This is a genomic window from Enterobacter sp. YSU, assembly GCF_016082135.1.
GTDB classification, from domain to species: Bacteria; Pseudomonadota; Gammaproteobacteria; order Enterobacterales; family Enterobacteriaceae; genus Enterobacter; species Enterobacter hormaechei_C.
The window spans coordinates 1,616,933-1,640,966 of record NZ_CP059487.1 but is presented as its reverse complement, the minus strand read 5'-3'; the positions used below and the strand labels follow the sequence as shown (position 1 = coordinate 1,640,966).

The following is a 24,034-nucleotide window of genomic DNA, read 5'->3' as shown; positions in this document are numbered from 1 at the left end:
GAACCCGTAGGGCGGGTTAGCGAAGCGCCACCCGCCACTTAAGTTTCTCAACAGGTATCCACCGTGCTCAATAAACTCTCTCGTCTGCTGGAACAGGCAGGTATTTCGCTCACCGATCACCAGAAAAATCAGCTGGTGGCCTATGTCGATATGCTGAACAAATGGAATAAAGCGTACAACCTCACCTCCGTACGCGATCCCAACGAGATGCTGATTCGCCATATTCTCGATAGCATCGTCGTGGCGCCATATCTGAACGGGGAACGTTTTATCGACGTGGGCACCGGCCCGGGCTTGCCGGGCGTTCCGTTGTCTATTGTTCGACCGGAGAGTCAATTCACGCTGCTGGACAGCCTGGGTAAGCGCGTACGCTTTTTACGCCAGGTCCAGCATGAGCTAAAGCTGGAAAACATCACGCCCGTGCAGAGCAGGGTAGAGGAGTTCCCGGCTGAGCCACCGTTTGACGGCGTTATCAGCCGCGCATTTGCGTCACTCAATGACATGGTGAGCTGGTGCAAACACCTGCCGGCGGAGAAGGGGCGTTTTTATGCGCTGAAAGGGCAACTTCCGGGGGACGAAATCGAGCAGCTTCCGGACGGTTTTGCTGTCGAATCCATTGAGAAACTTCAGATCCCTCAGCTCGAAGGTGAGCGTCATCTGGTGATAATTAAGCCAAACACTTTTTAAAAATTAATAAAAAATGTGGAATTTGTGCTGTTCTGATCGTGTTAAAAAGCAGCACATCCCGTCTGTTTTGGCCGTTGTTAATTTAACCTTGTTGTTACCATGGGTTTTCTTATGGTTAACCTGAAGTGAGTTGTTCACTCTGAGGATAATCAACCATGAAAATATCAGCCTGCTAAAAGTGGGTAAAGGCAACAAGAATGGAATGTTAAATATTTATTAAGAATGTCAATAAAAGGTTTTTGTTGTATACGGCTCTGTTTTAAAAATAGTTGCGATTTTTTTGCTTTAATTTCATACAGATGAAATAAATCGTTTTACGTCTTTGATAAATACCACTTTATCGCAAATGTGTATTTTGTGATCTCGTGCACGCTTTATCACCAACGTTTCCGCGCTGTTTGCAGTTTTGCCTGAAGGTCGGCACTTAGGTCAAAAGTTGAAAAATAGGACTGGGGAAAAATATTTAAACATTTATTCACCTTTTCGCTACTTAATGTTTGAAATCACGGGTACGCACCGTATAATTTGACCGCTTTTTGATGCTTGACTCTGAGCCTTAAAGGACGTTTTATACGACACGCGGCATACCTCGAAGGGAGCAGGAGTAAAAACGTGATGTCTGTGTCGCTCTTGAGTAGAAACGTTGCTCGTAAGCTTCTGTTCATTCAGTTTCTGGCTGTGATAGCAAGTGGACTGCTGTTTAGCCTCAAAGACCCCTTCTGGGGCATCTCCGCCGCGTGCGGAGGTTTGGCGGTGGTTCTGCCAAACGTGTTGTTTATGATTTTTGCCTGGCGTCATCAGGCGCATACACCCGCCAAAGGCCGCGTGGCCTGGTCCTTCGCTCTCGGCGAAGTGTGTAAGGTGTTGCTGACCTTTGCTCTACTGGTGATGGCGCTGGCGGTTTTGAAAGTGGTATTCATGCCGCTGATAGCAACGTGGGTTTTGGTGCTGGTGGTACAAGTTCTGGCTCCAGCTGTAATCAATAACAAAGGGTAAAAGGCATCATGGCTTCAGAAAATATGACGCCGCAGGATTACATAGGTCACCATCTGAATAACCTTCAGCTGGACCTGCGTACATTCTCGCTGGTGGATCCACATAACCCCCCGGCCACCTTCTGGACGATCAACATCGACTCCATGTTCTTCTCGGTGGTTTTGGGTCTTCTGTTCCTGGCCATGTTCCGCAGCGTTGCTAAAAAGGCGACCAGCGGTGTTCCAGGGAAATTCCAGACGTTCATCGAGATGATCATCGGCTTCGTCCATGGCAGCGTGAAAGACATGTACCATGGTAAGAGCAAACTGATTGCTCCGCTGGCCCTGACCGTGTTCGTTTGGGTCTTCCTGATGAACCTGATGGACCTCCTGCCTATCGATTTCTTACCTTGGATCGGTGAGCACGTACTCGGCCTGCCTGCACTGCGCGTGGTTCCGTCTGCCGACGTGAACATCACCCTGTCGATGGCGCTGGGCGTATTTATCCTCATTCTGTTCTACAGCATCAAAATGAAAGGCGTAAGCGGCTTTGTGAAAGAGCTTACCTTGCAGCCGTTCAACCACTGGGCGTTTATTCCGGTCAACCTGATCCTGGAAGGCGTTAGCCTGCTGTCCAAACCTGTTTCACTGGGTCTGCGACTGTTCGGCAACATGTATGCGGGTGAGCTGATTTTCATTCTGATCGCGGGTCTTCTGCCGTGGTGGTCACAGTGGATTCTGAATGTGCCATGGGCCATTTTCCACATCCTGATCATTACGCTGCAAGCCTTTATCTTCATGGTTCTGACGATCGTCTATCTGTCGATGGCGTCTGAAGAGCACTGATTTTTTACCAACACTACTACGTTTTAATTGAAACAAACTGGAGACTGTCATGGAAAACCTGAATATGGATCTGCTGTACATGGCTGCCGCTGTGATGATGGGTCTGGCGGCTATCGGTGCTGCGATCGGTATCGGCATCCTCGGGGGCAAATTCCTGGAAGGCGCAGCGCGTCAACCTGATCTGATTCCTCTGCTGCGTACTCAGTTCTTTATCGTTATGGGTCTGGTGGATGCAATCCCAATGATCGCTGTAGGTCTGGGTCTGTACGTGATGTTTGCTGTCGCGTAGTAGTTGTTTTAAAACCCCAAGCCACAGAAATTTAAGAGGTATTGTGCTGTGAACATGAACGCAACAATCCTCGGCCAGGCCATCGCGTTTATTCTCTTTGTCTGGTTCTGCATGAAGTATGTATGGCCGCCTTTAATGGCTGCCATCGAAAAACGTCAGAAAGAAATTGCTGACGGTCTGGCTTCCGCAGAACGCGCTAAGAAAGATTTGGACCTTGCACAGGCCAACGCGACAGACCAGCTGAAAAAAGCGAAAGCTGAAGCTCAGGTAATCATTGAACAGGCTAACAAACGCCGTTCTCAGATCCTGGACGAAGCCAAAGCTGAAGCAGAACAGGAACGTACTAAGATCGTGACACAGGCTCAGGCTGAAATTGAAGCTGAGCGTAAACGTGCTCGTGAAGAACTGCGTAAGCAGGTTGCGATTCTGGCTGTTGCTGGCGCCGAGAAGATCATCGAACGTTCCGTGGATGAAGCTGCTAACAGCGACATCGTGGACAAACTTGTCGCTGAACTGTAAGGAGGGAGGGGCTGATGTCTGAATTTGTTACGGTAGCTCGCCCCTACGCCAAAGCAGCTTTTGACTTTGCTGTCGAACACCAAAATGTCGATCGCTGGCAGAATATGCTGGCGTTTGCCGCTGAGGTGACGAAAAACGAACAAATGGCCGAGTTGCTTTCTGGTGCGTTAGCGCCTGAAACCCTCGCCGCGTCGTTTATCGCCGTGTGCGGAGAGCAACTGGATGCCAACGGCCAGAACCTGATTAAGGTGATGGCGGAAAATGGTCGTCTCCGTGTGCTCCCGGATGTTCTCGAGCAGTTTGAGCACTTACGTGCCCTTAGTGAAGCTACCGCTGAAGTTGAAGTAACTTCTGCGACTGAACTGAGTAACGAACAGCTTGCGAAAATCACCGCCGCGATGGAAAAACGTCTGTCACGCAAAGTTAAGCTGAATTGCAAAATCGATAAGTCTGTAATGGCAGGCGTAATCATCCGCTCGGGTGATATGGTCATTGATGGCAGCGTACGCGGCCGTCTTGAGCGCCTTGCAGACGTCTTGCAGTCTTAAGGGGACTGGAGCATGCAACTGAATTCCACCGAAATCAGCGAACTGATCAAGCAGCGCATTGCTCAGTTCAATGTTGTGAGTGAAGCTCACAACGAAGGTACTATTGTTTCTGTAAGTGACGGTGTTATCCGCATCCACGGCCTGGCCGATTGTATGCAGGGTGAGATGATTTCCCTGCCGGGTAACCGTTACGCTATCGCACTGAACCTGGAGCGCGACTCCGTAGGTGCCGTTGTGATGGGTCCATACGCTGACCTTGCCGAAGGCATGAAGGTTAAGTGTACTGGCCGTATTCTGGAAGTACCGGTTGGCCGTGGCCTGCTGGGGCGCGTTGTTAACACCCTGGGTGCGCCAATCGACGGTAAAGGTCCGGTTGAGCACGATGGCTTCTCCCCAATCGAAGTTATCGCACCAGGCGTTATCGACCGTCAGTCCGTTGATCAGCCAGTGCAGACGGGTTATAAGTCCGTTGACGCCATGATCCCAATCGGTCGTGGTCAGCGTGAACTGATCATCGGTGACCGTCAGACCGGTAAAACCGCGATGGCAATCGACGCCATCATCAACCAGCGTGATTCCGGCATCAAATGTGTGTACGTGGCTATCGGCCAGAAAGCGTCCACCATTTCCAACGTGGTTCGTAAACTGGAAGAGCACGGCGCACTGTCTAACACCATCGTTGTGGTAGCAACCGCGTCTGAATCTGCTGCACTGCAATACCTGGCGCCATACGCCGGTTGCGCAATGGGCGAATACTTCCGTGACCGCGGTGAAGATGCGCTGATCGTATACGATGACCTGTCTAAACAGGCCGTTGCTTATCGTCAGGTTTCCCTGCTGCTCCGTCGTCCACCAGGACGTGAAGCATTCCCGGGCGACGTATTCTACCTCCACTCTCGTCTGCTGGAGCGTGCTTCCCGCGTTAACGCGGAATACGTCGAGAACTTCACCAAAGGTGAAGTGAAGGGTAAAACAGGTTCTCTGACCGCTCTGCCGATCATTGAAACCCAGGCGGGTGACGTTTCTGCGTTCGTTCCGACCAACGTAATCTCCATTACCGATGGTCAGATCTTCCTGGAAACCAACCTGTTTAACTCCGGTATTCGTCCGGCGGTTAACCCGGGTATCTCCGTATCCCGTGTGGGTGGTGCTGCTCAGACCAAGATCATCAAGAAACTGTCCGGTGGTATCCGTACCGCGCTGGCACAGTATCGTGAACTGGCTGCGTTCTCTCAGTTCGCATCCGATCTGGACGAAGCAACCCGTAAACAGCTGAGCCACGGTCAGAAAGTGACCGAGCTGCTGAAGCAGAAACAGTACGCGCCAATGTCTGTTGCTCAGCAGGGCCTGGTACTGTTCGCGGCTGAACGCGGTTACCTCGAAGATGTGGAACTGGCGAAAATCGGTAGCTTCGAAGCCGCTCTGCTGGCTTACGTCGACCGTGATCACGCTCCGCTGATGCAAGAGATCAACCAGACCGGTGGCTATAACGACGAAATCGAAGGCAAGCTGAAAGCTATCCTCGATTCCTTCAAAGCAACCCAATCCTGGTAATCGTCCGGCGGCTTGTCTCAGGACAAGCCGTCTGGCATTGAGGAGAAGCTCATGGCCGGCGCAAAAGAGATACGTAGTAAGATCGCAAGCGTCCAGAACACGCAAAAGATCACTAAAGCGATGGAGATGGTCGCCGCTTCCAAAATGCGTAAATCGCAGGATCGCATGGCGGCCAGCCGTCCTTATGCAGAGACCATGCGCAAAGTGATTGGTCACCTTGCGAACGGTAATCTGGAATATAAGCACCCTTACCTGGAAGAACGCGACGTTAAGCGCGTGGGCTACCTGGTGGTGTCGACTGACCGTGGTCTGTGTGGCGGCTTGAACATTAACCTGTTCAAAAAACTGCTGGCGGATATGAAAGGCTGGTCCGATAAAGGCGTTCAGTGCGATCTGGCACTGATTGGCTCTAAAGGCGTCTCTTTCTTTAACTCCGTTGGCGGCAACATTGTCGCTCAGGTGACCGGTATGGGTGATAACCCGTCCCTGTCCGAACTGATCGGCCCGGTTAAAGTGATGTTGCAGGCCTACGATGAAGGCCGTCTGGACAGACTGTACGTTGTCAGCAACAAATTTATTAACACCATGTCTCAGGTGCCTACGCTCACTCAGATGCTGCCGTTACCGGCATCAGAAGATGACGAGCTGAAACAGAAAGCCTGGGATTACCTGTATGAACCCGATCCGAAACCGCTGCTGGATACCCTGCTGCGTCGTTACGTTGAATCTCAGGTTTATCAGGGCGTTGTAGAAAACCTGGCCAGCGAGCAGGCCGCACGAATGGTGGCGATGAAAGCCGCGACCGATAATGGCGGCAGCCTGATTAAAGAGCTGCAGTTGGTTTACAACAAAGCTCGTCAGGCCAGCATTACTCAGGAACTCACCGAGATCGTCTCGGGGGCCGCCGCGGTTTAACCAGGTTTACGAATTACGTAGAGGATTCAAGATGGCTACTGGAAAGATTGTCCAGGTAATCGGCGCCGTGGTGGACGTCGAGTTCCCTCAGGACGCCGTACCACGCGTGTACGACGCGCTTGAGGTACAGAATGGTAACGAGAGCCTGGTGCTGGAAGTTCAGCAGCAGCTCGGCGGCGGTATCGTGCGTACCATCGCCATGGGTTCTTCCGACGGTCTGCGTCGTGGTCTGGAAGTAAAAGACCTTGAGCACCCGATCGAAGTCCCGGTAGGTAAAGCAACACTGGGTCGTATCATGAACGTATTGGGTCAGCCAATCGACATGAAAGGCGACATCGGTGAAGAAGAGCGTTGGGCTATCCACCGCGCGGCACCTTCCTACGAAGAGCTGTCCAGCTCTCAGGAACTGCTGGAAACCGGCATCAAAGTTATCGACCTGATGTGTCCGTTCGCGAAGGGCGGTAAAGTCGGTCTGTTCGGTGGTGCGGGTGTAGGTAAAACCGTAAACATGATGGAGCTGATCCGTAACATCGCGATCGAGCACTCCGGTTACTCCGTGTTTGCGGGCGTGGGTGAACGTACTCGTGAGGGTAACGACTTCTACCACGAAATGACCGACTCCAACGTTCTGGATAAAGTATCCCTGGTTTACGGCCAGATGAATGAGCCACCAGGAAACCGTCTGCGCGTTGCGCTGACCGGCCTGACCATGGCTGAGAAGTTCCGTGACGAAGGTCGTGACGTTCTGCTGTTCGTTGATAACATCTACCGTTACACCCTGGCCGGTACTGAAGTATCTGCACTGCTGGGTCGTATGCCTTCAGCGGTAGGTTATCAGCCTACGCTTGCGGAAGAGATGGGTGTTCTTCAGGAACGTATCACCTCTACCAAAACCGGTTCTATCACCTCCGTTCAGGCGGTATACGTTCCTGCGGATGACTTGACTGACCCATCCCCAGCCACCACCTTTGCTCACTTAGATGCAACCGTGGTACTGAGCCGTCAGATCGCGTCTCTGGGTATCTACCCGGCCGTTGACCCGCTGGACTCCACCAGCCGTCAGCTGGATCCACTGGTTGTTGGCCAGGAGCACTACGACACCGCGCGTGGCGTACAGTCCCTGCTGCAACGTTATCAGGAACTGAAAGACATCATCGCCATCCTGGGTATGGATGAACTGTCTGAAGAAGACAAACTGGTGGTAGCACGTGCGCGTAAGATCCAGCGCTTCCTGTCCCAGCCGTTCTTCGTTGCGGAAGTATTCACCGGTGCACCTGGTAAATACGTTTCCCTGAAAGACACCATCCGTGGCTTTAAAGGCATCATGGAAGGCGAATACGATCACCTGCCAGAGCAGGCGTTCTACATGGTTGGTTCCATCGAAGAAGCCGTGGAAAAAGCCAAAAAACTTTAACGCCTTAATCGGAGGGTGATATGGCAATGACTTACCACCTGGACGTCGTCAGCGCAGAGCAACAAATGTTCTCTGGTCTGGTCGAGAAAATCCAGGTAACGGGTAGTGAAGGTGAACTGGGTATTTTCCCGGGTCACGCACCGCTGCTCACCGCCATTAAGCCTGGTATGATCCGCATCGTTAAACAGTTCGGTCATGAAGAGTTTATCTATCTGTCCGGCGGCATTCTTGAAGTGCAGCCAGGCAGTGTGACCGTTCTGGCCGATACCGCTATACGTGGCCAGGATCTCGACGAAGCGCGAGCCCTGGAATCGAAGCGTAAGGCTGAAGAGCACATTAGCAGCTCTCATGGTGACGTGGATTACGCTCAGGCGTCTGCGGAGCTGGCCAAAGCGATCGCGAAACTGCGCGTTATCGAGTTGACCAAAAAAGCGATGTAACACCGGCTTGAAAAGCACAAAAGCCAGTCTGGATCCCAGGCTGGCTTTTTTTTTCGGCCTTAATTCATGATGAAAAAGATGTAGAATTTTAAGCATCAAACGTTTTTACTTCTCACACAAACTACCGTCAGGATGCGTATGTTAAACAGTGCGATGAGCGTGGTGATCCTTGCCGCAGGCAAAGGTACCCGCATGTATTCCGATCTGCCTAAGGTGCTCCACACGCTGGCAGGAAAGCCAATGGTTCAGCATGTTATTGATGCAGCGAATGAATTGGGCGCCAGCCAGGTGCATCTGGTTTATGGACATGGCGGCGACCTGCTGAAAAAAACGCTGCGTGATGACAATCTCAACTGGGTGCTACAGGCAGAACAGTTGGGTACAGGCCATGCGATGCAGCAGGCTGCACCCTTCTTCTCTGATGATGAAGATATCCTGATGCTCTACGGCGACGTCCCGCTGATCTCCGTTGAAACCCTCACTCGCCTACGTGAAGCCAAACCGCAGGGCGGCATCGGTTTGTTGACCGTCGTGCTGGACGATCCAACCGGCTATGGCCGCATTACGCGTGAAAACGGCAAGGTAACCGGGATTGTTGAGCATAAAGATGCCACTGACGAACAGCGCCAGATTCAGGAGATCAACACCGGCATCCTGATTGCGAACGGTGCGGATATGAAGCGCTGGCTGTCCAGACTCAATAATAACAACGCGCAGGGTGAATACTACATCACCGACATCATTGCGATGGCTTACCAGGAAGGGCGTGAGATTGCCGCCGTTCACCCGGCTCGCATCAGCGAAACGGACGGGGTAAACAACCGTCTCCAGCTTTCTCGCCTGGAGCGTATTTATCAGTCCGAGCAGGCAGAAAAGCTGTTGCTCGCTGGCGTTATGCTGCGCGATCCGGCGCGTTTCGATCTGCGTGGCACGCTGACCCACGGGCGCGACGTTGAAATAGATACTAACGTTATCCTGGAAGGTAACGTCACGCTGGGCAACCGCGTCAAAATCGGCACTGGCTGCGTGATTAAAAACAGCGTGATCGGTGACGACTGCGAAATCAGCCCGTACAGCGTGGTGGAAGATGCCCATCTTGAGGCGGCATGTACCATCGGCCCGTTTGCGCGTCTGCGCCCGGGCGCTGAGCTGCTGGAAGGCGCTCACGTAGGTAACTTTGTGGAAATGAAAAAAGCGCGTCTGGGTAAGGGCTCGAAAGCCGGTCATCTGACCTATCTGGGCGATGCGGAAATTGGCGACAACGTAAACATCGGTGCTGGAACCATCACCTGTAACTATGACGGTGCCAATAAGTTTAAAACCATCATCGGTGATGATGTGTTTGTAGGCTCCGATACCCAGCTGGTGGCGCCTGTCACCGTGGGCAAAGGCGTGACCATTGCCGCCGGGACAACCGTTACGCGCGATGTGGCCGAGAACGAGCTGGTGTTAAGCCGTGTGCCGCAGGTCAGCAAGCAGGGCTGGAAACGCCCGGTGAAGCAGAAGTAACAACAAGGCGGGTGGCGCTATGCTTACCCGCCCTACGATTGAGTAGGCCTGATAAGGCGTAGCCGACATCAGGCAAACCCGGGAGAGGAGATAAATATATATCTCCCCCCACAAGCAGTACCCATAAAAATAACCCCACTCTCTACAAGGCTCGGGGCGCCCGGAAAGGGCAAATACAGGTCAGCGACAACGCATGGCATAACGCCATAATCAGGAAATCTAACTATGTGTGGAATTGTTGGCGCAGTTGCGCAGCGTGATATTGCTGAAATCCTTCTCGAAGGTTTACGTCGTCTGGAATACCGTGGTTACGACTCAGCCGGTCTGGCTGTGGTCGATGCAGAAGGTCATATGACCCGTCTGCGTCGTCTCGGTAAAGTGCAGATGCTGGCCCAGGCTGCGGAAGAACATCCGCTGCACGGTGGCACCGGTATTGCACATACCCGCTGGGCGACCCACGGTGAGCCATCTGAAGGCAACGCACACCCGCATGTGTCTGAACACATTGTGGTGGTGCATAACGGCATTATCGAAAACCACGAACCGCTGCGTGAAGAACTGAAAGCGCGCGGCTATACCTTCGTCTCTGAAACCGACACCGAAGTGATTGCTCACCTGGTGCACTGGGAGCTGGCAAAGGGCGGTACACTGCGTGATGCGGTGCTGCGCGCTATCCCTCAGCTGCGTGGTGCTTACGGTACGGTGATCATGGATTCCCGCGACCCGTCCACGCTGCTGGCCGCGCGTTCCGGTAGTCCGATGGTGATTGGTCTGGGCATGGGTGAAAACTTTATCGCTTCCGACCAGCTGGCGCTGCTGCCAGTTACCCGTCGCTTTATCTTCCTGGAAGAGGGAGACATTGCCGAGGTGACACGTCGCAGCGTGACCGTATTCGACACGAAAGGCGAGCAGGTTAAGCGTCAGGAGATCGAATCAAACCTGCAATACGACGCGGGCGACAAAGGTGCTTACCGTCACTACATGCAGAAAGAGATCTACGAACAGCCAAACGCCATTAAAAACACCCTGACCGGGCGCATCAGCCACGGCGAAGTGGATCTGAGTGAGCTGGGCGCCAATGCCAACGAACTGCTGGGCAAAGTCGAGCACATTCAGATCGTGGCCTGCGGTACCTCTTATAACTCCGGTATGGTCTCGCGCTACTGGTTTGAATCCCTGGCGGGCGTGCCGTGTGATGTGGAAATCGCGTCTGAGTTCCGCTACCGCAAATCTGCGGTGCGTCGTAACAGCCTGATGATCACCCTTTCTCAGTCTGGCGAAACGGCTGATACCCTGGCGGCGCTGCGTCTGTCTAAAGAGTTGGGTTACCTGGGCTCGCTGGCCATCTGTAACGTGCCGGGCTCTTCGCTGGTACGTGAATCCGATCTGGCGCTGATGACCAAAGCCGGTACTGAAATTGGCGTGGCTTCCACCAAGGCGTTTACCACTCAGTTAACCGTTCTGCTGATGCTGGTGGCGAAACTGGCGCGTCTGAAAGGTCTGGATGCCTCCGTTGAACACGACATTGTGCATGGCCTTCAGGCGCTGCCGAGCCGTATCGAGCAGATGCTGTCTCAGGACAAACGCATTGAGGCGCTGGCGGAAGATTTCTCTGACAAACATCACTCCCTGTTCCTGGGGCGTGGCGATCAGTATCCGATTGCGCTGGAAGGCGCACTGAAGCTGAAAGAGATCTCTTACATTCACGCTGAAGCTTACGCGGCAGGTGAACTGAAACATGGCCCGCTGGCGCTGATCGACGCGGATATGCCGGTTATCGTGGTGGCACCGAACAACGAACTGCTGGAAAAACTGAAATCTAACATCGAAGAAGTGCGCGCCCGTGGTGGTGTTCTGTACGTCTTTGCGGATAAAGATGCCGGTTTCGCCAGCAGCGACAACATGCACATCATCGAGATGCCACATGTGGAAGAGGTGATTGCGCCGATCTTCTACACTGTTCCGCTGCAACTGCTGGCTTATCACGTCGCGCTGATCAAAGGCACCGACGTTGATCAGCCGCGAAATCTGGCGAAGTCTGTTACCGTAGAATAATATTATATATCACTTAGGAATAACCCCGTTAATTTATGATTACGGGGTTATTTTTATATCAAAACATAAATATTTTCTGAAAAATAAAGTTTCCCACTTCTTATTAAATAAAAACTAATTACAGTGTGTCGACTTTTCTGTGTGATATAAAATTATATTAAGTAATAAAACGCTTATGTTTATTCTCTTATTCCATCAGTAATAATTAATACAATATTATTTCTCCTTGTTATTTTCATTTTTCAGTTTACTATTTCCTGGCCGGGATGGTTCGGCAATATTTGTTTTAATAATGAAACATGATTATTCATAACTTCAGGATAATGTCATAATGAATGGAAAACTTTTTAAAAGCGCATTAGTTTGCTCATCTTTGATTTTAGGTTGGCAGGCGCACGCGGGGAACGGCAATGGTACTGTACACTTTACAGGCGAAATTATTGACAGCACCTGTGAGGTTACTGCGCCAACACAAACTCAAACCGTTGACCTTGGTAAAGTCAATAAATCCGCCTTTTCTGGTGCAGGCTCGACGGCTTCCGTACAGGCTTTCCAGATCGATCTTGAAAATTGCCCTGATACATATAAAAAAGCCACCGCTCGCTTTGATGGTACAGAAGATGGAGACGGTTACCTTAAACTGAACGCTGGTGGAGCTACAGGGGTTGCCGTTGCCATCTACAACCGTGCTGACAACAGCTTGCTGAAGCTTTACAACCAGTCAGTCAGTGCAGATATCGACGCTGATGGCAAGGCGACACTGCCGTTCATGGCTCGCTATATGGCTACCTCCGCAACCGTAACGCCAGGTGTGGCAAATGCGGATTCTGAATTTACTATCACTTACAGTAATTAACCTCTAGCTTTCCGAAATAAAATCAGGCCTGGCAAGGCAGGTTTCTTTACGTCTAATGGACAGCGAAACCTCGCAGGCCTGTCACAGGATATGATATGCGCAGGCGTTTTATCGATATTTTTATTATTCTCTTTTTAGTCGTGTGTGCCTCTCCCTCCTGGGGTGGGATTATTATCGGTGGTACGCGGATTATTTTCCCCAGCAATAAAACAGATACCACTATTTCTGTAATAAATAATGATACTTCCTTACCCTATCTGATTCAGGCATGGATTGATCCTTTTTTAGCCACAGAGAAAACGAAACCACCGTTTACCGTTATTCCTCCTGTTTCAAGGCTGGAGCCAAAACAGGAGCGCGTATTGCGCATTATTAAAACAAAAGGCGATTTACCCACCGAGCGGGAATCTGTCTTTTGGCTGAATGTTAAGAATATCCCTCCAACGCCGGACAAACAGAACAGCAAGCTGGAAATCGCGATTAAAACGCGCATTAAGTTATTCTGGCGCCCTGCCAGCATTACTGAAAAGCCTGAAACCGCCAGCCTAAAAGTCATCTGGCGCAAACAAGGCAATACCCTGGTGGTTAATAATCCTACGGCTATCCATATCAACGTTATTGATGTTGCTGTAGACGGCAAACCGCTGGATTTGGCGATGATTAAGCCCTTTGAGACGCTCAACATTCCCTTACCCGCTGGTATCGCGAGTAAGACACTCATCTGGCATAGCATCAATGATTATGGCGCGATAAGCGACGCCATCAAACACCCCCTTTGACTCAGGCGAGATGGTTAACGTTGAAGCGCATCTATTTTATGTTATCCCTGGTGTCGCTGTGGGTCAGCGGCACGTATTCCGGGCACGCTGCTGGTGAAACCTTTAACTCACGATTGTTAGAACTTGAACATCCGGTCGACATTGATATCAGTCAGTTTAGCCGGCCCGATAATCTCCCTGAAGGGGATTATCAGGTTGATATTTATATCAACGAGCGCTTTTTTGAGCGCCGTGAAATCCATTTTTTTCGAACAAACAACGAGAGCGCACTCCAGCCCTGTTTCCGCGACTTAAAAAATACGCTGGCTACGTTTGGCATAAAAGTGGATGCCATAAAAGCACTGGCTACGATTAACACCAGCCGCTGCGAGCCCGTTCCCCCGCTGGCGGGAGCTACATGGGTTCTGGATGACGAAAAGCTCGCGTTACGGGTCTCTATCCCGCAGATTTATATGGATTCTTCAGCGCGTGACGCCATTCCGCCTTCACGCTGGGATCAGGGTATTAATGCCCTGATGGTGAATTATGATTTTTCAACCACCCAGACGTTGAAATCAGACTATGACAGTGACGATCTGTATTATCTGAACATGCGTAGCGGTATTAACCTTGGCAGCTGGCGACTTCGCAACTACAGCACCCTCAATGCGGTAAACAGCAACGGCAGTTATCATTCTGCGAGTACGTATTTACAACGTGATATTGCCAGCCTGCGAAGCCAGATAATGATGGGGGATACCTGGACGGCAAATGATCTATTCGATAGCAGCCAGGTGCGCGGCGTGCGCCTGTATACCGATAATGACATGCTGCCGGATAGTCTGAACGGCTTCGCACCCGTCGTCCGGGGCATTGCTAAAAGTAATGCCGTCGTCACCATTCGTCAGAATGGCTACATTATCTATCAATCTGCTGTTCCTCAGGGGCCGTTTGCCCTGACCGATCTCAACACCACCAGCAGTGGGGGCGATCTCGACGTTACGATCAAAGAAGAAGACGGTAGTGAGCAGCATTTTACGCAGCCTTATGCTTCCCTGGCGATATTGCGACGGGAAGGCCAGACGGACTTTGATATCAGCATTGGCGAACTGAACAACAGCGATCGCTATTCACCTGATTTATTGCAGGCTCAGCTTTTACGCGGCATGCAAGGGGGAATGACGCTGTATGGCGGCACACAGTTAGCTGAGAATTACACTGCCATAGCGGCTGGTATTGGTCAGGATCTCGGCGAGATCGGGGCGATATCGATGGATGTCACCCATGCGGCGTCTCGTTTTGTCGATGATACGGAGCAGGGGCAATCCTGGCGTTTTCTCTATTCCAAGACGTTCGATGTAAGTAATACCAGCCTGCGAATAGTAGGCTATCGCTATTCAACGGAAGGATTTTATACCCTGGATGAGTGGGCTTCCCGCAGGAGCGATAGCGAGTCGTTCTGGCAAACGGGTAACCGCAGAAGCCGTCTGGAGGGAACGTGGACACAACCTTTTGCGCAGGGGTATGGAAATATTTACCTGACGCTGAGCCGTGAACAGTACTGGCGAACGGATAGCGTTGAACGGCTGATCCAGATTGGTTACAGCAACAGCTGGAAACAGATGACGTGGAATGCGTCATGGAACTATACCGATACTGCGAATCATCACGATGGGGACTGGGAAAAGGATGGCGAAAACGAACACGTTTTCATGCTGTCACTCTCGCTTCCGCTCTCCCAGTGGTTACCGAACACCTACGCCAACTATAACGTTACTGGCAACAATAAAAACAGCGTCTCCCATCAGGTAGGCCTGAACGGAAGGCTGCTTCAGAACAACAACTTGAACTGGAACATACAGCAATCCGTTGATGAAAGTGGCGGCAGTACGGGGGGGAATGCGGGACTGGCATGGGACGCGGCTTATGGCTCCATGAAAGGTAACTATGCCTGGAGCAACGAAACCCGAAGTCTCAATTATGGCGTCAGCGGCGGCATTCTACTGCATTCAGAAGGTGTCACCTTCTCACAGGAAATGGGAGAAACCGTCGCGCTGGTGAAAGCTCCAGGAGCGGCGGGCCTGGCGGTGGAAAACAGCAGCGGTGTCGCGACGGACTGGCGCGGCTACACCGTAAAAACGCAGCTGTCACCCTATGATGAAAATCGTATCGCAATTGGCGACAGCGACTTTGCCTCTGGCAATGTTGAACTGGAAAAAAGCGTCCAGAATCTGGTTCCCACCCGTGGAGCGGTAGTAAAAGCGGAATTCGTTACGCATATCGGCTACCGCATCCTTTTCAACGTTCATCTCAGCAATGGCAAACCTGCGCCTTTTGGGGCAACGGGATCGGCAACGCTGGACACCGGAAGCGTTACGGGCATTGTCGGAGAAGAGGGCGAACTCTATCTCTCAGGCCTGCCGGAAAAGGGGCAATTTACGTTGACGCTAAACGACGGCGCAACCTGTCGGGCGGAATACACGCTTCAACAACAGCCTGACGCTGGACTGGTGCAGATGCCCGTCACGTGTCGATAAAGGATTAAAATGAAACTGCAATACTGGCTTTTAGCCTTACTGACCTGCGTCTTTTATGCGCATGCGGCCCCAACCGGTTATTGTGTGCCAGACAATGGCAAATATCATAACTACCTCAATTTTACAGAGCAGTTTTCCATTACGGACAATATAGCCGGGACGACAACGCTTATTGATGTGAATAACAACAATACCTCGTTTAAAGGTACTTGCTATTGTCTGACCGGGCCGAATCAGAGTTACGATCACACCTATATAACCAGCGTCGTTAATCCGGCGCTGGAGCCAGCGGGAAGCAGGAACAATGTCGCCTATTTTAACCTGAATGAAAACGTTGATATTGGCTTGCTTGTTTACATACTCGGTGTCGGTTATACGGCCGTGCCTTTTGATCATCTGCCGAATAAAACCGGTACTCCCTATCAATGTCATAACGGCGTGAGTTCTGCCACCTCGTTTTATAGTGGCGGCTCGGGGCTGGTCTATTTGTACGTAAAAAAAGCCTTTACCGGGGTGATGACGATCCCGGCGACGGTGGTGGCGAATATCTATGCCACGATCGACCCGCGTACTGTTTCGAATGAGATTATTTCTGATGTGATTGTTCAGGGAACAGTGACGGTTCCTCAATCTTGTGAGATTGACGAGGGGCAGGCCATTGTTTTTGATTTCAATAAAATCCTGGCGTCAGAGTTTTCGTCGACGAAAGGGAAAGCGCTGACCGATCGCAAAATCACTCGTACCGTGAACATCAAATGCACCAATATGATGTTCTACGACAAGCTCGACGCAACCCTGCATGCCTCAGCCGTGGCTTCTGATAATTCGATGATTGCGACGGACAACGAAGACGTAGGAATTAAAGTCTACGATAAATATAATCGGGAAGTGAATACGAATGGCGGTGCCCTTGAAGCGGAAACGACTAAAATTCCCGACATCATGGGGGATACGCTGGGCACGCTGACATTTTCAAGCGCGCCTGCCAGCGCGACAGGAGCGAGACCCAAACCAGGCCAGTTCAATGCAACGGCAACTCTGACGATTGAAATCGCTCATTAAAATGACAACGGCTGTTTATGACAGCCGTTGTCATATCAGCTACGCTAAAACTGATTCATTGCAAAAAAGATGACAAAAATATGACCATGCTGTGAATTAATGGCTTTATTTTTCATGTGGTTACATCCATCGCTGGCTTTGTCATAAAACTGTCATATTTCGTACATTTATCTGTCACCTGTTTGTCCTATTTTGCTCATCGTAGCCACTTAAACAATGATTTACGAAATCCTTGCAGGAGACATTATGAAAGTTATGCGTACCACTGTCGCAACTGTTGTCGCCGCGACCTTATCAATGAGCGCTTTCTCTGCCTTTGCAGCAGCAAGCCTGACTGGCGCTGGTGCAACCTTCCCTGCGCCGGTGTATGCCAAATGGGCGGATACCTACCAGAAAGAGACCGGTAACAAGGTCAACTATCAGGGTATCGGCTCCTCCGGTGGCGTAAAACAAATTACCGCGAATACCGTTGATTTCGGCGCATCCGACGCTCCGCTGTCTGATGAGAAACTGAATCAGGAAGGCCTGTTCCAGTTCCCGACCGTGATCGGCGGCGTTGTGCTGGCTGTTAACATCCCTGGCCTGAAATCAGGCGAGCTGGTGCTGGACGGCAAAACCCTGGGTGACATCTACCTGGGCAAAATCAAAAAATGGGATGACGAAGCCATCACTAAGCTGAACCCGGGCGTTAAGCTGCCTTCGCAGAATATCGCGGTGGTTCGTCGTGCTGACGGCTCTGGTACCTCTTTCGTGTTCACCAGCTACCTGGCGAAAGTGAACGAAGAGTGGAAATCTAAAGTCGGTTCCGGCTCTACCGTTAACTGGCCAACCGGTCTGGGCGGTAAAGGCAACGACGGTATCGCAGCCTTCGTACAGCGTCTGCCAGGCTCCATCGGTTACGTAGAATACGCTTACGCTAAGCAGAACAACCTGGCTTACACCAAACTGGTTTCTGCCGACGGCAAACCGGTTAGCCCGACCGAAGAGAACTTCGCCAACGCCGCGAAAGGCGCTGACTGGAGCAAATCCTTCGCGCAGGACCTGACCAACTAGAAAGGCGACGATGCATGGCCTATCACGTCTACCACCTTCATTCTGGTCCACAAAGAGCAGAAGAAGCCTGAGCAGGGTGCTGAAGTGCTGAAGTTCTTCGACTGGGCATATAAAAATGGCGGCAAACAGGCTAACGATCTGGATTACGCCAGCCTGCCAGACAGCGTGGTTGAGCAGATCCGTGCTGCATGGAAAACCAACGTGAAAGACAGCAGCGGTAAAGCGCTGTACTAACAGGATATATTTAACGAAGATGGCGGGTGGCGCTGCGCTTACCCGCCCTACGGTTACTCTGTAGGCCCGGTAAGCGTCAGCGCCGCCGGGCATATTCGTAAAAACGTCTCAAACAGAAGAGTAATTTATGGCTGCAACCAAGCCTGCATTTAACCCTCCGGGTAAAAAAGGTGACATGATTTTCAGCGCGCTGGTGAAACTGGCTGCGCTGATTGTGCTATTGCTGCTGGGCGGCATTATCGTGTCCCTGATTTTCTCCTCCTGGCCGAGCATTCAAAAATTTGGTTTCGCCTTCCTGTGGACCAAAGAGTGGGATGCGCCGAACGATATTTATGGTGCGCTGGTGCCGATTTACGGCACGCTGGTGACCTCTTTTATCGCCCTGCTGATTGCGGTTCCGGTGAGCTTTGGTATTGCCCTGTTCCTGACGGAACTGGCGCCAGGCTGGCTGCGACGTCCGCTGGGTATCGCCATTGAACTGCTGGCGGCCATCCCAAGTATCGTCTACGGCATGTGGGGCCTGTTTATCTTCGCGCCGCTGTTTGCGACGTACTTCCAGGAGCCGGTCGGTAACGTTCTCTCTGCCATTCCGTTTGTGGGGGCGCTGTTCTCCGGCCCGGCATTCGGTATCGGCATTCTGGCGGCAGGTGTGATCCTCGCCATCATGATTATTCCGTACATTGCGGCGGTCATGCGCGATGTCTTCGAACAAACCCCGGTGATGATGAAAGAGTCCGCCTACGGCATCGGCTGCACCACCTGGGAAGTTATCTGGCGCATCGTCCTTCCGTTCACCAAAAATGGGGTGATTGGCGGCATTATGCTGGGCTTAGGTCGCGCGCTCGGTGAAACCATGGCGGTCACCTTTATCATCGGCAACACCTACCAGCTCGACAGCGCCTCGCTTTATATGCCGGGGAACAGTATTACCTCTGCGCTGGCGAACGAATTTGCCGAAGCGGAATCCGGGCTGCACGTCGCCGCGCTGATGGAACTGGGTCTGATCCTGTTTGTTATCACCTTTATTGTGCTGGCTATCTCCAAGCTGATGATTATGCGTCTGGCTAAAAACGAGGGGGCACGCTAATGGCGACTCTCGACATGCAAAACACCGCTCAGCTTGCGGAATCCCGTCGCAAAATGCAGTCAAAGCGCCGGATTAAAAACCGCATTGCGTTGACGCTTTCCATGGCAACGATGGCGTTCGGCCTGTTCTGGCTGATCTGGATCCTGATGTCCACCATCACCCGGGGTATTGATGGAATGTCCCTGGCGCTGTTCACCGAGATGACGCCGCCGCCGAACACGGCGGGTGGTGGTCTGGCAAACGCCCTGGCGGGCAGCGGCCTGTTGATCCTGTGGGCGACCGTTTTCGGTACGCCGTTGGGCATCATGGCGGGTATCTATCTGGCGGAATATGGCCGCAAGTCCTGGATCGCTGAAGTCATCCGCTTCATTAACGACATTCTGCTTTCTGCCCCGTCGATTGTCGTGGGTCTGTTTGTTTACACCATCGTGGTGGCGCAAATGGAACACTTCTCCGGCTGGGCGGGTGTGATTGCGCTGGCGCTGTTGCAGGTGCCTATCGTTATTCGTACCACTGAAAACATGCTGAAACTGGTGCCGGACAGCCTGCGTGAAGCGGCTTACGCGCTGGGTACGCCTAAATGGAAGATGATTTCGGCTATCACCCTGAAAGCGTCCGTCTCGGGGATCATGACCGGTATCCTGCTGGCTATCGCCCGTATCGCCGGTGAAACCGCACCGCTGCTGTTTACCGCCCTCTCCAATCAGTTCTGGAGCACGGACATGATGCAGCCGATCGCCAACCTGCCGGTGACGATCTTTAAATTTGCGATGAGCCCATTCGCGGAATGGCAGCAGCTGGCCTGGGCCGGGGTGCTGATCATCACCCTTTGCGTACTGTTGCTGAACATTCTGGCGCGCGTCATTTTCGCGAAGAAGAAACACGGTTAAATTTTTACGGCGCGGCACATCGCGGCGCCGAATGAGGAAATGAGTCAATGAGTATGGTTGATACTGCCCCGGGTAAGATTCAGGTTCGTGATTTGAACTTCTACTACGGCAAATTCCATGCCCTGAAGAATATCAACCTGGATATCGCAAAGAACCAGGTAACGGCATTCATCGGTCCGTCCGGCTGTGGCAAATCCACGCTGCTGCGCACCTTTAACAAAATGTATTCGCTCTATCCGGAGCAGCGCGCAGAAGGTGAAATTCTGCTGGACGGTGACAACATCCTGACCAATACCCAGGATATCGCCCTGCTGCGTGCGAAAGTGGGGATGGTATTCCAGAAACCCACGCCGTTCCCGATGTCGATCTATGACAACATCGCCTTTGGTGTGCGTCTGTTTGAGAAGCTCTCCCGTGCGGATATGGACGAGCGCGTGCAGTGGGCATTGACCAAGGCCGCATTATGGAACGAAACCAAAGATAAACTTCACCAGAGTGGGTACTCTCTCTCCGGTGGTCAGCAGCAGCGTCTGTGCATTGCGCGCGGTATCGCCATTCGCCCGGAAGTCTTGCTGCTGGATGAGCCGTGCTCAGCCCTGGACCCGATCTCAACCGGGCGTATCGAAGAGCTGATCACCGAGCTGAAGCAGGATTACACCGTAGTGATCGTGACCCACAACATGCAGCAGGCTGCACGTTGTTCTGACCACACGGCGTTTATGTATCTGGGCGAGTTGATTGAGTTCAGCGATACGGACGCGCTGTTCACTCGTCCGGCGAAGAAACAAACCGAAGATTATATTACTGGCCGCTACGGTTGATTTGCCTTAGTGCATGTGGAGAAACCATGGACAACCTCAATCTTAATAAACACATTTCCGGCCAGTTTAACGCAGAGCTGGAAAGCATTCGCACCCAGGTGATGACCATGGGCGGCATGGTCGAGCAGCAGCTTTCTGACGCGATCACGGCGATGCACAACCAGGACAGCGAGCTGGCGAAGCGCGTTATTGAAGGCGACCACAACGTCAATATGATGGAAGTCGCCATCGACGAAGCCTGCGTGCGCATCATTGCGAAGCGTCAGCCGACGGCGAGCGACCTGCGTCTGGTGATGGCGATCATCAAAACCATCGCCGAGCTGGAGCGTATCGGTGACGTGGCGGATAAAATCTGCCGTACCGCGCTGGAGAAATTCTCCCAGCAGCACCAGCCGCTGCTGGTGAGCCTGGAGTCTCTCGGGCGCCACACCGTGCAGATGCTGCACGACGTGCTGGACGCTTTCGCGCGCATGGATCTGGACGAAGCGGTCCGTATCTACCGTGAAGACAAGAAAGTTGACCAGGAATACGAAGGCATTGTGCGTCAGCTGATGACCTACATGATGGAAGATTCTCGTACCATTCCAAGCGTACTGACCGCGCTGTTCTGTGCGCGCTCCATCGAGCGTATCGGTGACCGTTGCCAGAACATTTGCGAATACATTTTCTATTTCGTGAAGGGGCAAGATTTCCGACACGTGGGCGGCGACGAGCTGGACAAGCTGCTGGCGGGTAAAGATCCGAAAGAGTGATATGTGTGGCGGGTGGCGCTAACGCTTACCCGCCCTACGTTAATTCAACGCGTAATATCCCACCCGCGCGCCTTCCACAACGCTGGCAGTTGCGCCAGATCGGTAAAGGTTGTCACTTTTGGATGGTCGATCGGCTTGTTGTGCGGATCGGCGCAGAAGTAAAACACCTCCATCCCCGCATCAATCCCTGACTGCGCGCCGGCAGATGAGTCATCCACCAGAATGCAGTTCTCCACGTTGACGTTCATCGCCTTCGCCGCGTGGAACATCAGCGCCGGATCGGGCTTCCAGCGCTGGATATCGTAGCCGCTGAACAGTTTTTCCGGGAAGTGGTGCAACATCTCCAGCTTGCCGAGCGAGTGCTGCATTTTGCTGACCGGTCCGTTAGAGACTACGCAGATCGGCACCGTCATCGCATCCAGCAGCGCGTTAGCGCCGGCGATAACTTCCAGCTCGGCGTCGAAGAGGCGTGCGACCTCGGCGCGGTACACCGGTTCCAGATCCGCTTTCACCAGATCCACCCCGTGCTCTTCGTTAATGATGTCGATGATCTCGTACAGCTTCACGCCCTTAAAGCGTTTAAACACCTCTTCGAGATCGAGCGTAATACCAAATTCCTGGAACATGGCGACATACGCGCGGGAACAAATGACCTCACTGTCGACCAGCGTACCGTCACAGTCGAAAAATACCGCTTCAATTCCGGACATGCCTTTCCCTTTTAACAAGTTTAACGTTTTCGTACGGCAGTTCACCGGGACGCAATCGTTGCCGTATAAGCAAAATCAATGAAAAAAGTATCCCGTAACCGCCACTATTGTCGCATTTTGGTATAGGATAGCGACGAATTTTCCCTCCTTGTTCGGAAATTGATGATGAGTCAACAACACACTACCCAGACGTCTGGTCAGGGGCTGCTTGAGCGCGTGTTCAAACTGCGCGAGCACGGCACAACGGCACGCACCGAAGTGATCGCCGGTTTTACTACCTTCCTGACGATGGTCTATATCGTTTTCGTTAACCCGCAAATTCTGGGCGTGGCTGGCATGGACACCAGCGCCGTCTTTGTAACCACCTGTCTGATCGCGGCCCTTGGCAGCATCCTGATGGGCGTTTTCGCTAATCTGCCCGTGGCGCTGGCCCCGGCAATGGGTCTGAATGCGTTCTTTGCGTTCGTGGTGGTTCAGGCGATGGGCCTGCCGTGGCAGGTTGGGATGGGCGCTATTTTCTGGGGCGCGGTCGGCCTGCTGCTGCTGACCATCTTCCGCGTGCGCTACTGGATGATTGCGAACATTCCCGTGAGCCTGCGCGTGGGCATCACCAGCGGTATCGGTCTGTTCATCGGCATGATGGGGCTGAAAAACGCTGGCGTTATCGTGGCGAACCCGGAAACGCTGGTGAGCATTGGTAACCTGACCTCTCACAGCGTGCTGCTGGGCGTGCTGGGCTTCTTTATCATCGCGATCCTGGCATCGCGCAACATCCATGCTGCGGTGCTGGTCTCTATCATTGTGACCACGCTGCTGGGCTGGATGCTGGGTGACGTGCATTACAGCGGTATCGTCTCTGCGCCACCGAGCGTCTCTACCGTGATTGGCCACGTTGATCTGGCGGGCTCGCTGAACCTGGGACTGGCCGGGGTGATTTTCTCCTTCATGCTGGTCAACCTGTTTGACTCCTCCGGTACGCTGATTGGCGTGACCGACAAAGCGGGTCTGGCAGATGAAAAAGGCAAATTCCCGCGCATGAAGCAGGCGCTGTATGTGGATAGCATCTCTTCCGTTGCTGGCTCTTTCATCGGTACCTCGTCTGTTACCGCTTACATTGAATCCTCTTCCGGTGTGTCCGTGGGTGGTCGTACCGGCCTGACGGCGGTAGTTGTGGGTCTGCTATTCCTGCTGGTGATCTTCCTCTCTCCGCTGGCGGGGATGGTGCCACCATACGCGGCAGCCGGCGCGCTGATCTACGTCGGCGTGCTGATGACCTCAAGCCTGGCGCGCGTGAAGTGGGAAGATCTGACGGAAGCCGTTCCGGCATTTATTACCGCGGTGATGATGCCGTTCAGCTTCTCGATCACCGAAGGTATCGCGCTGGGCTTTATCTCTTACTGCGTGATGAAGATCGGTACCGGCCGCTTCCGCGAACTTAGCCCGTGCGTGATTATTGTGGCGCTGCTGTTTGTGCTGAAGATTGTGTTTATTGATGCACACTAAGATGCTGGTGGTGTCAGGTGG

General features: G+C 52.5%; 22 protein-coding genes and 1 pseudogene. 22 read left to right on the top strand and 1 reads right to left on the bottom strand.

What is annotated here, in order from left to right:
• Nucleotides 1-63: 63 nt before the first annotated feature.
• The 21 genes and pseudogenes from rsmG (at nt 64) to phoU (ending at nt 21,800) form a co-directional block, all read left to right on the top strand.
• Entirely contained in the window at nt 64-687 is a 624-nt protein-coding gene (gene rsmG / locus H2Z33_RS07960) for a 16S rRNA (guanine(527)-N(7))-methyltransferase RsmG (RefSeq protein ID WP_017694037.1), read from the top strand.
• Between the two features lie 615 nt (nt 688-1,302).
• Nucleotides 1,303-1,683, top strand: coding sequence for a F0F1 ATP synthase subunit I (atpI, locus tag H2Z33_RS07955; RefSeq protein WP_003862375.1), 381 nt, complete (start codon nt 1,303-1,305; stop codon nt 1,681-1,683).
• Nucleotides 1,684-1,691: 8 nt separating this feature from the next.
• A complete protein-coding gene (atpB, locus tag H2Z33_RS07950; RefSeq protein WP_003862373.1) occupies nt 1,692-2,507 on the top strand; it encodes a F0F1 ATP synthase subunit A in 816 nt (271 codons plus the stop codon).
• A 49-nt stretch (nt 2,508-2,556) separates the two neighbouring features.
• Nucleotides 2,557-2,796 carry a F0F1 ATP synthase subunit C gene (gene atpE / locus H2Z33_RS07945; RefSeq protein ID WP_000429386.1) on the top strand — a complete coding sequence of 80 codons (240 nt, stop codon included), beginning with the start codon at nt 2,557-2,559 and terminating at the stop codon, nt 2,794-2,796.
• A gap of 48 nt (nt 2,797-2,844) precedes the next feature.
• On the top strand, nt 2,845-3,315 hold the full coding sequence (atpF, locus tag H2Z33_RS07940; protein WP_003862370.1) for a F0F1 ATP synthase subunit B: 471 nt from the start codon (nt 2,845-2,847) through the stop codon (nt 3,313-3,315).
• A gap of 14 nt (nt 3,316-3,329) precedes the next feature.
• Nucleotides 3,330-3,863 carry a F0F1 ATP synthase subunit delta gene (gene atpH, locus H2Z33_RS07935; protein ID WP_015570151.1) on the top strand — a complete coding sequence of 178 codons (534 nt, stop codon included), beginning with the start codon at nt 3,330-3,332 and terminating at the stop codon, nt 3,861-3,863.
• Between the two features lie 12 nt (nt 3,864-3,875).
• A complete protein-coding gene (gene atpA, locus H2Z33_RS07930) occupies nt 3,876-5,417 on the top strand; it encodes a F0F1 ATP synthase subunit alpha (protein ID WP_003862367.1) in 1,542 nt (513 codons plus the stop codon).
• Nucleotides 5,418-5,468: 51 nt separating this feature from the next.
• On the top strand, nt 5,469-6,332 hold the full coding sequence (gene atpG / locus H2Z33_RS07925; RefSeq protein ID WP_003862364.1) for a F0F1 ATP synthase subunit gamma: 864 nt from the start codon (nt 5,469-5,471) through the stop codon (nt 6,330-6,332).
• A gap of 31 nt (nt 6,333-6,363) precedes the next feature.
• Entirely contained in the window at nt 6,364-7,746 is a 1,383-nt protein-coding gene (atpD, locus tag H2Z33_RS07920) for a F0F1 ATP synthase subunit beta (RefSeq protein ID WP_015570150.1), read from the top strand.
• Nucleotides 7,747-7,766: 20 nt separating this feature from the next.
• Nucleotides 7,767-8,186 carry a F0F1 ATP synthase subunit epsilon gene (locus H2Z33_RS07915; protein WP_006177560.1) on the top strand — a complete coding sequence of 140 codons (420 nt, stop codon included), beginning with the start codon at nt 7,767-7,769 and terminating at the stop codon, nt 8,184-8,186.
• A gap of 138 nt (nt 8,187-8,324) precedes the next feature.
• On the top strand, nt 8,325-9,695 hold the full coding sequence (glmU, locus tag H2Z33_RS07910) for a bifunctional UDP-N-acetylglucosamine diphosphorylase/glucosamine-1-phosphate N-acetyltransferase GlmU (protein WP_063135344.1): 1,371 nt from the start codon (nt 8,325-8,327) through the stop codon (nt 9,693-9,695).
• A 225-nt stretch (nt 9,696-9,920) separates the two neighbouring features.
• Nucleotides 9,921-11,750, top strand: a complete 1,830-nt coding sequence (glmS, locus tag H2Z33_RS07905) for a glutamine--fructose-6-phosphate transaminase (isomerizing) (RefSeq protein WP_015570148.1) — start codon at nt 9,921-9,923, stop codon at nt 11,748-11,750.
• Nucleotides 11,751-12,081: 331 nt separating this feature from the next.
• Nucleotides 12,082-12,606: a fimbrial protein gene (locus H2Z33_RS07900; protein ID WP_032668932.1), complete on the top strand. Its 525-nt coding sequence runs from the start codon at nt 12,082-12,084 to the stop codon at nt 12,604-12,606.
• 95 nt (nt 12,607-12,701) lie between these two features.
• Nucleotides 12,702-13,385 carry a fimbria/pilus periplasmic chaperone gene (locus H2Z33_RS07895; RefSeq protein ID WP_063867141.1) on the top strand — a complete coding sequence of 228 codons (684 nt, stop codon included), beginning with the start codon at nt 12,702-12,704 and terminating at the stop codon, nt 13,383-13,385.
• Nucleotides 13,386-13,423: 38 nt separating this feature from the next.
• Nucleotides 13,424-15,901: a fimbria/pilus outer membrane usher protein gene (locus tag H2Z33_RS07890; protein WP_047056899.1), complete on the top strand. Its 2,478-nt coding sequence runs from the start codon at nt 13,424-13,426 to the stop codon at nt 15,899-15,901.
• A 9-nt stretch (nt 15,902-15,910) separates the two neighbouring features.
• Nucleotides 15,911-16,963 carry a fimbrial protein gene (locus H2Z33_RS07885; protein ID WP_032668928.1) on the top strand — a complete coding sequence of 351 codons (1,053 nt, stop codon included), beginning with the start codon at nt 15,911-15,913 and terminating at the stop codon, nt 16,961-16,963.
• 246 nt (nt 16,964-17,209) lie between these two features.
• Nucleotides 17,210-18,250: pseudogene (gene pstS / locus H2Z33_RS07880) on the top strand (phosphate ABC transporter substrate-binding protein PstS).
• A 127-nt stretch (nt 18,251-18,377) separates the two neighbouring features.
• Nucleotides 18,378-19,337, top strand: a complete 960-nt coding sequence (gene pstC / locus H2Z33_RS07875; RefSeq protein ID WP_015570141.1) for a phosphate ABC transporter permease PstC — start codon at nt 18,378-18,380, stop codon at nt 19,335-19,337.
• Complete coding sequence (gene pstA / locus H2Z33_RS07870) at nt 19,337-20,227, top strand: phosphate ABC transporter permease PstA (protein WP_003861156.1); 891 nt, start codon at nt 19,337-19,339, stop codon at nt 20,225-20,227. The genes pstC and pstA overlap by 1 nt, the downstream gene beginning before the upstream one ends.
• 47 nt (nt 20,228-20,274) lie before the next feature.
• Nucleotides 20,275-21,048: a phosphate ABC transporter ATP-binding protein PstB gene (gene pstB, locus H2Z33_RS07865; protein WP_003861154.1), complete on the top strand. Its 774-nt coding sequence runs from the start codon at nt 20,275-20,277 to the stop codon at nt 21,046-21,048.
• Nucleotides 21,049-21,074: 26 nt separating this feature from the next.
• Nucleotides 21,075-21,800, top strand: coding sequence for a phosphate signaling complex protein PhoU (gene phoU / locus H2Z33_RS07860; RefSeq protein ID WP_003861153.1), 726 nt, complete (start codon nt 21,075-21,077; stop codon nt 21,798-21,800).
• 44 nt (nt 21,801-21,844) lie between these two features.
• Here the strand turns inward: phoU and yieH are convergent, their stop codons facing one another.
• Nucleotides 21,845-22,510, bottom strand: a complete 666-nt coding sequence (gene yieH, locus H2Z33_RS07855; protein ID WP_017383705.1) for a 6-phosphogluconate phosphatase — start codon at nt 22,508-22,510, stop codon at nt 21,845-21,847.
• A 165-nt stretch (nt 22,511-22,675) separates the two neighbouring features.
• On the opposite strand from yieH, the gene adeP reads away from it, so the two are divergent.
• Nucleotides 22,676-24,013 carry an adenine permease AdeP gene (adeP, locus tag H2Z33_RS07850; RefSeq protein WP_137984248.1) on the top strand — a complete coding sequence of 446 codons (1,338 nt, stop codon included), beginning with the start codon at nt 22,676-22,678 and terminating at the stop codon, nt 24,011-24,013.
• The last annotated feature ends 21 nt before the right edge of the window (nt 24,014-24,034 follow it).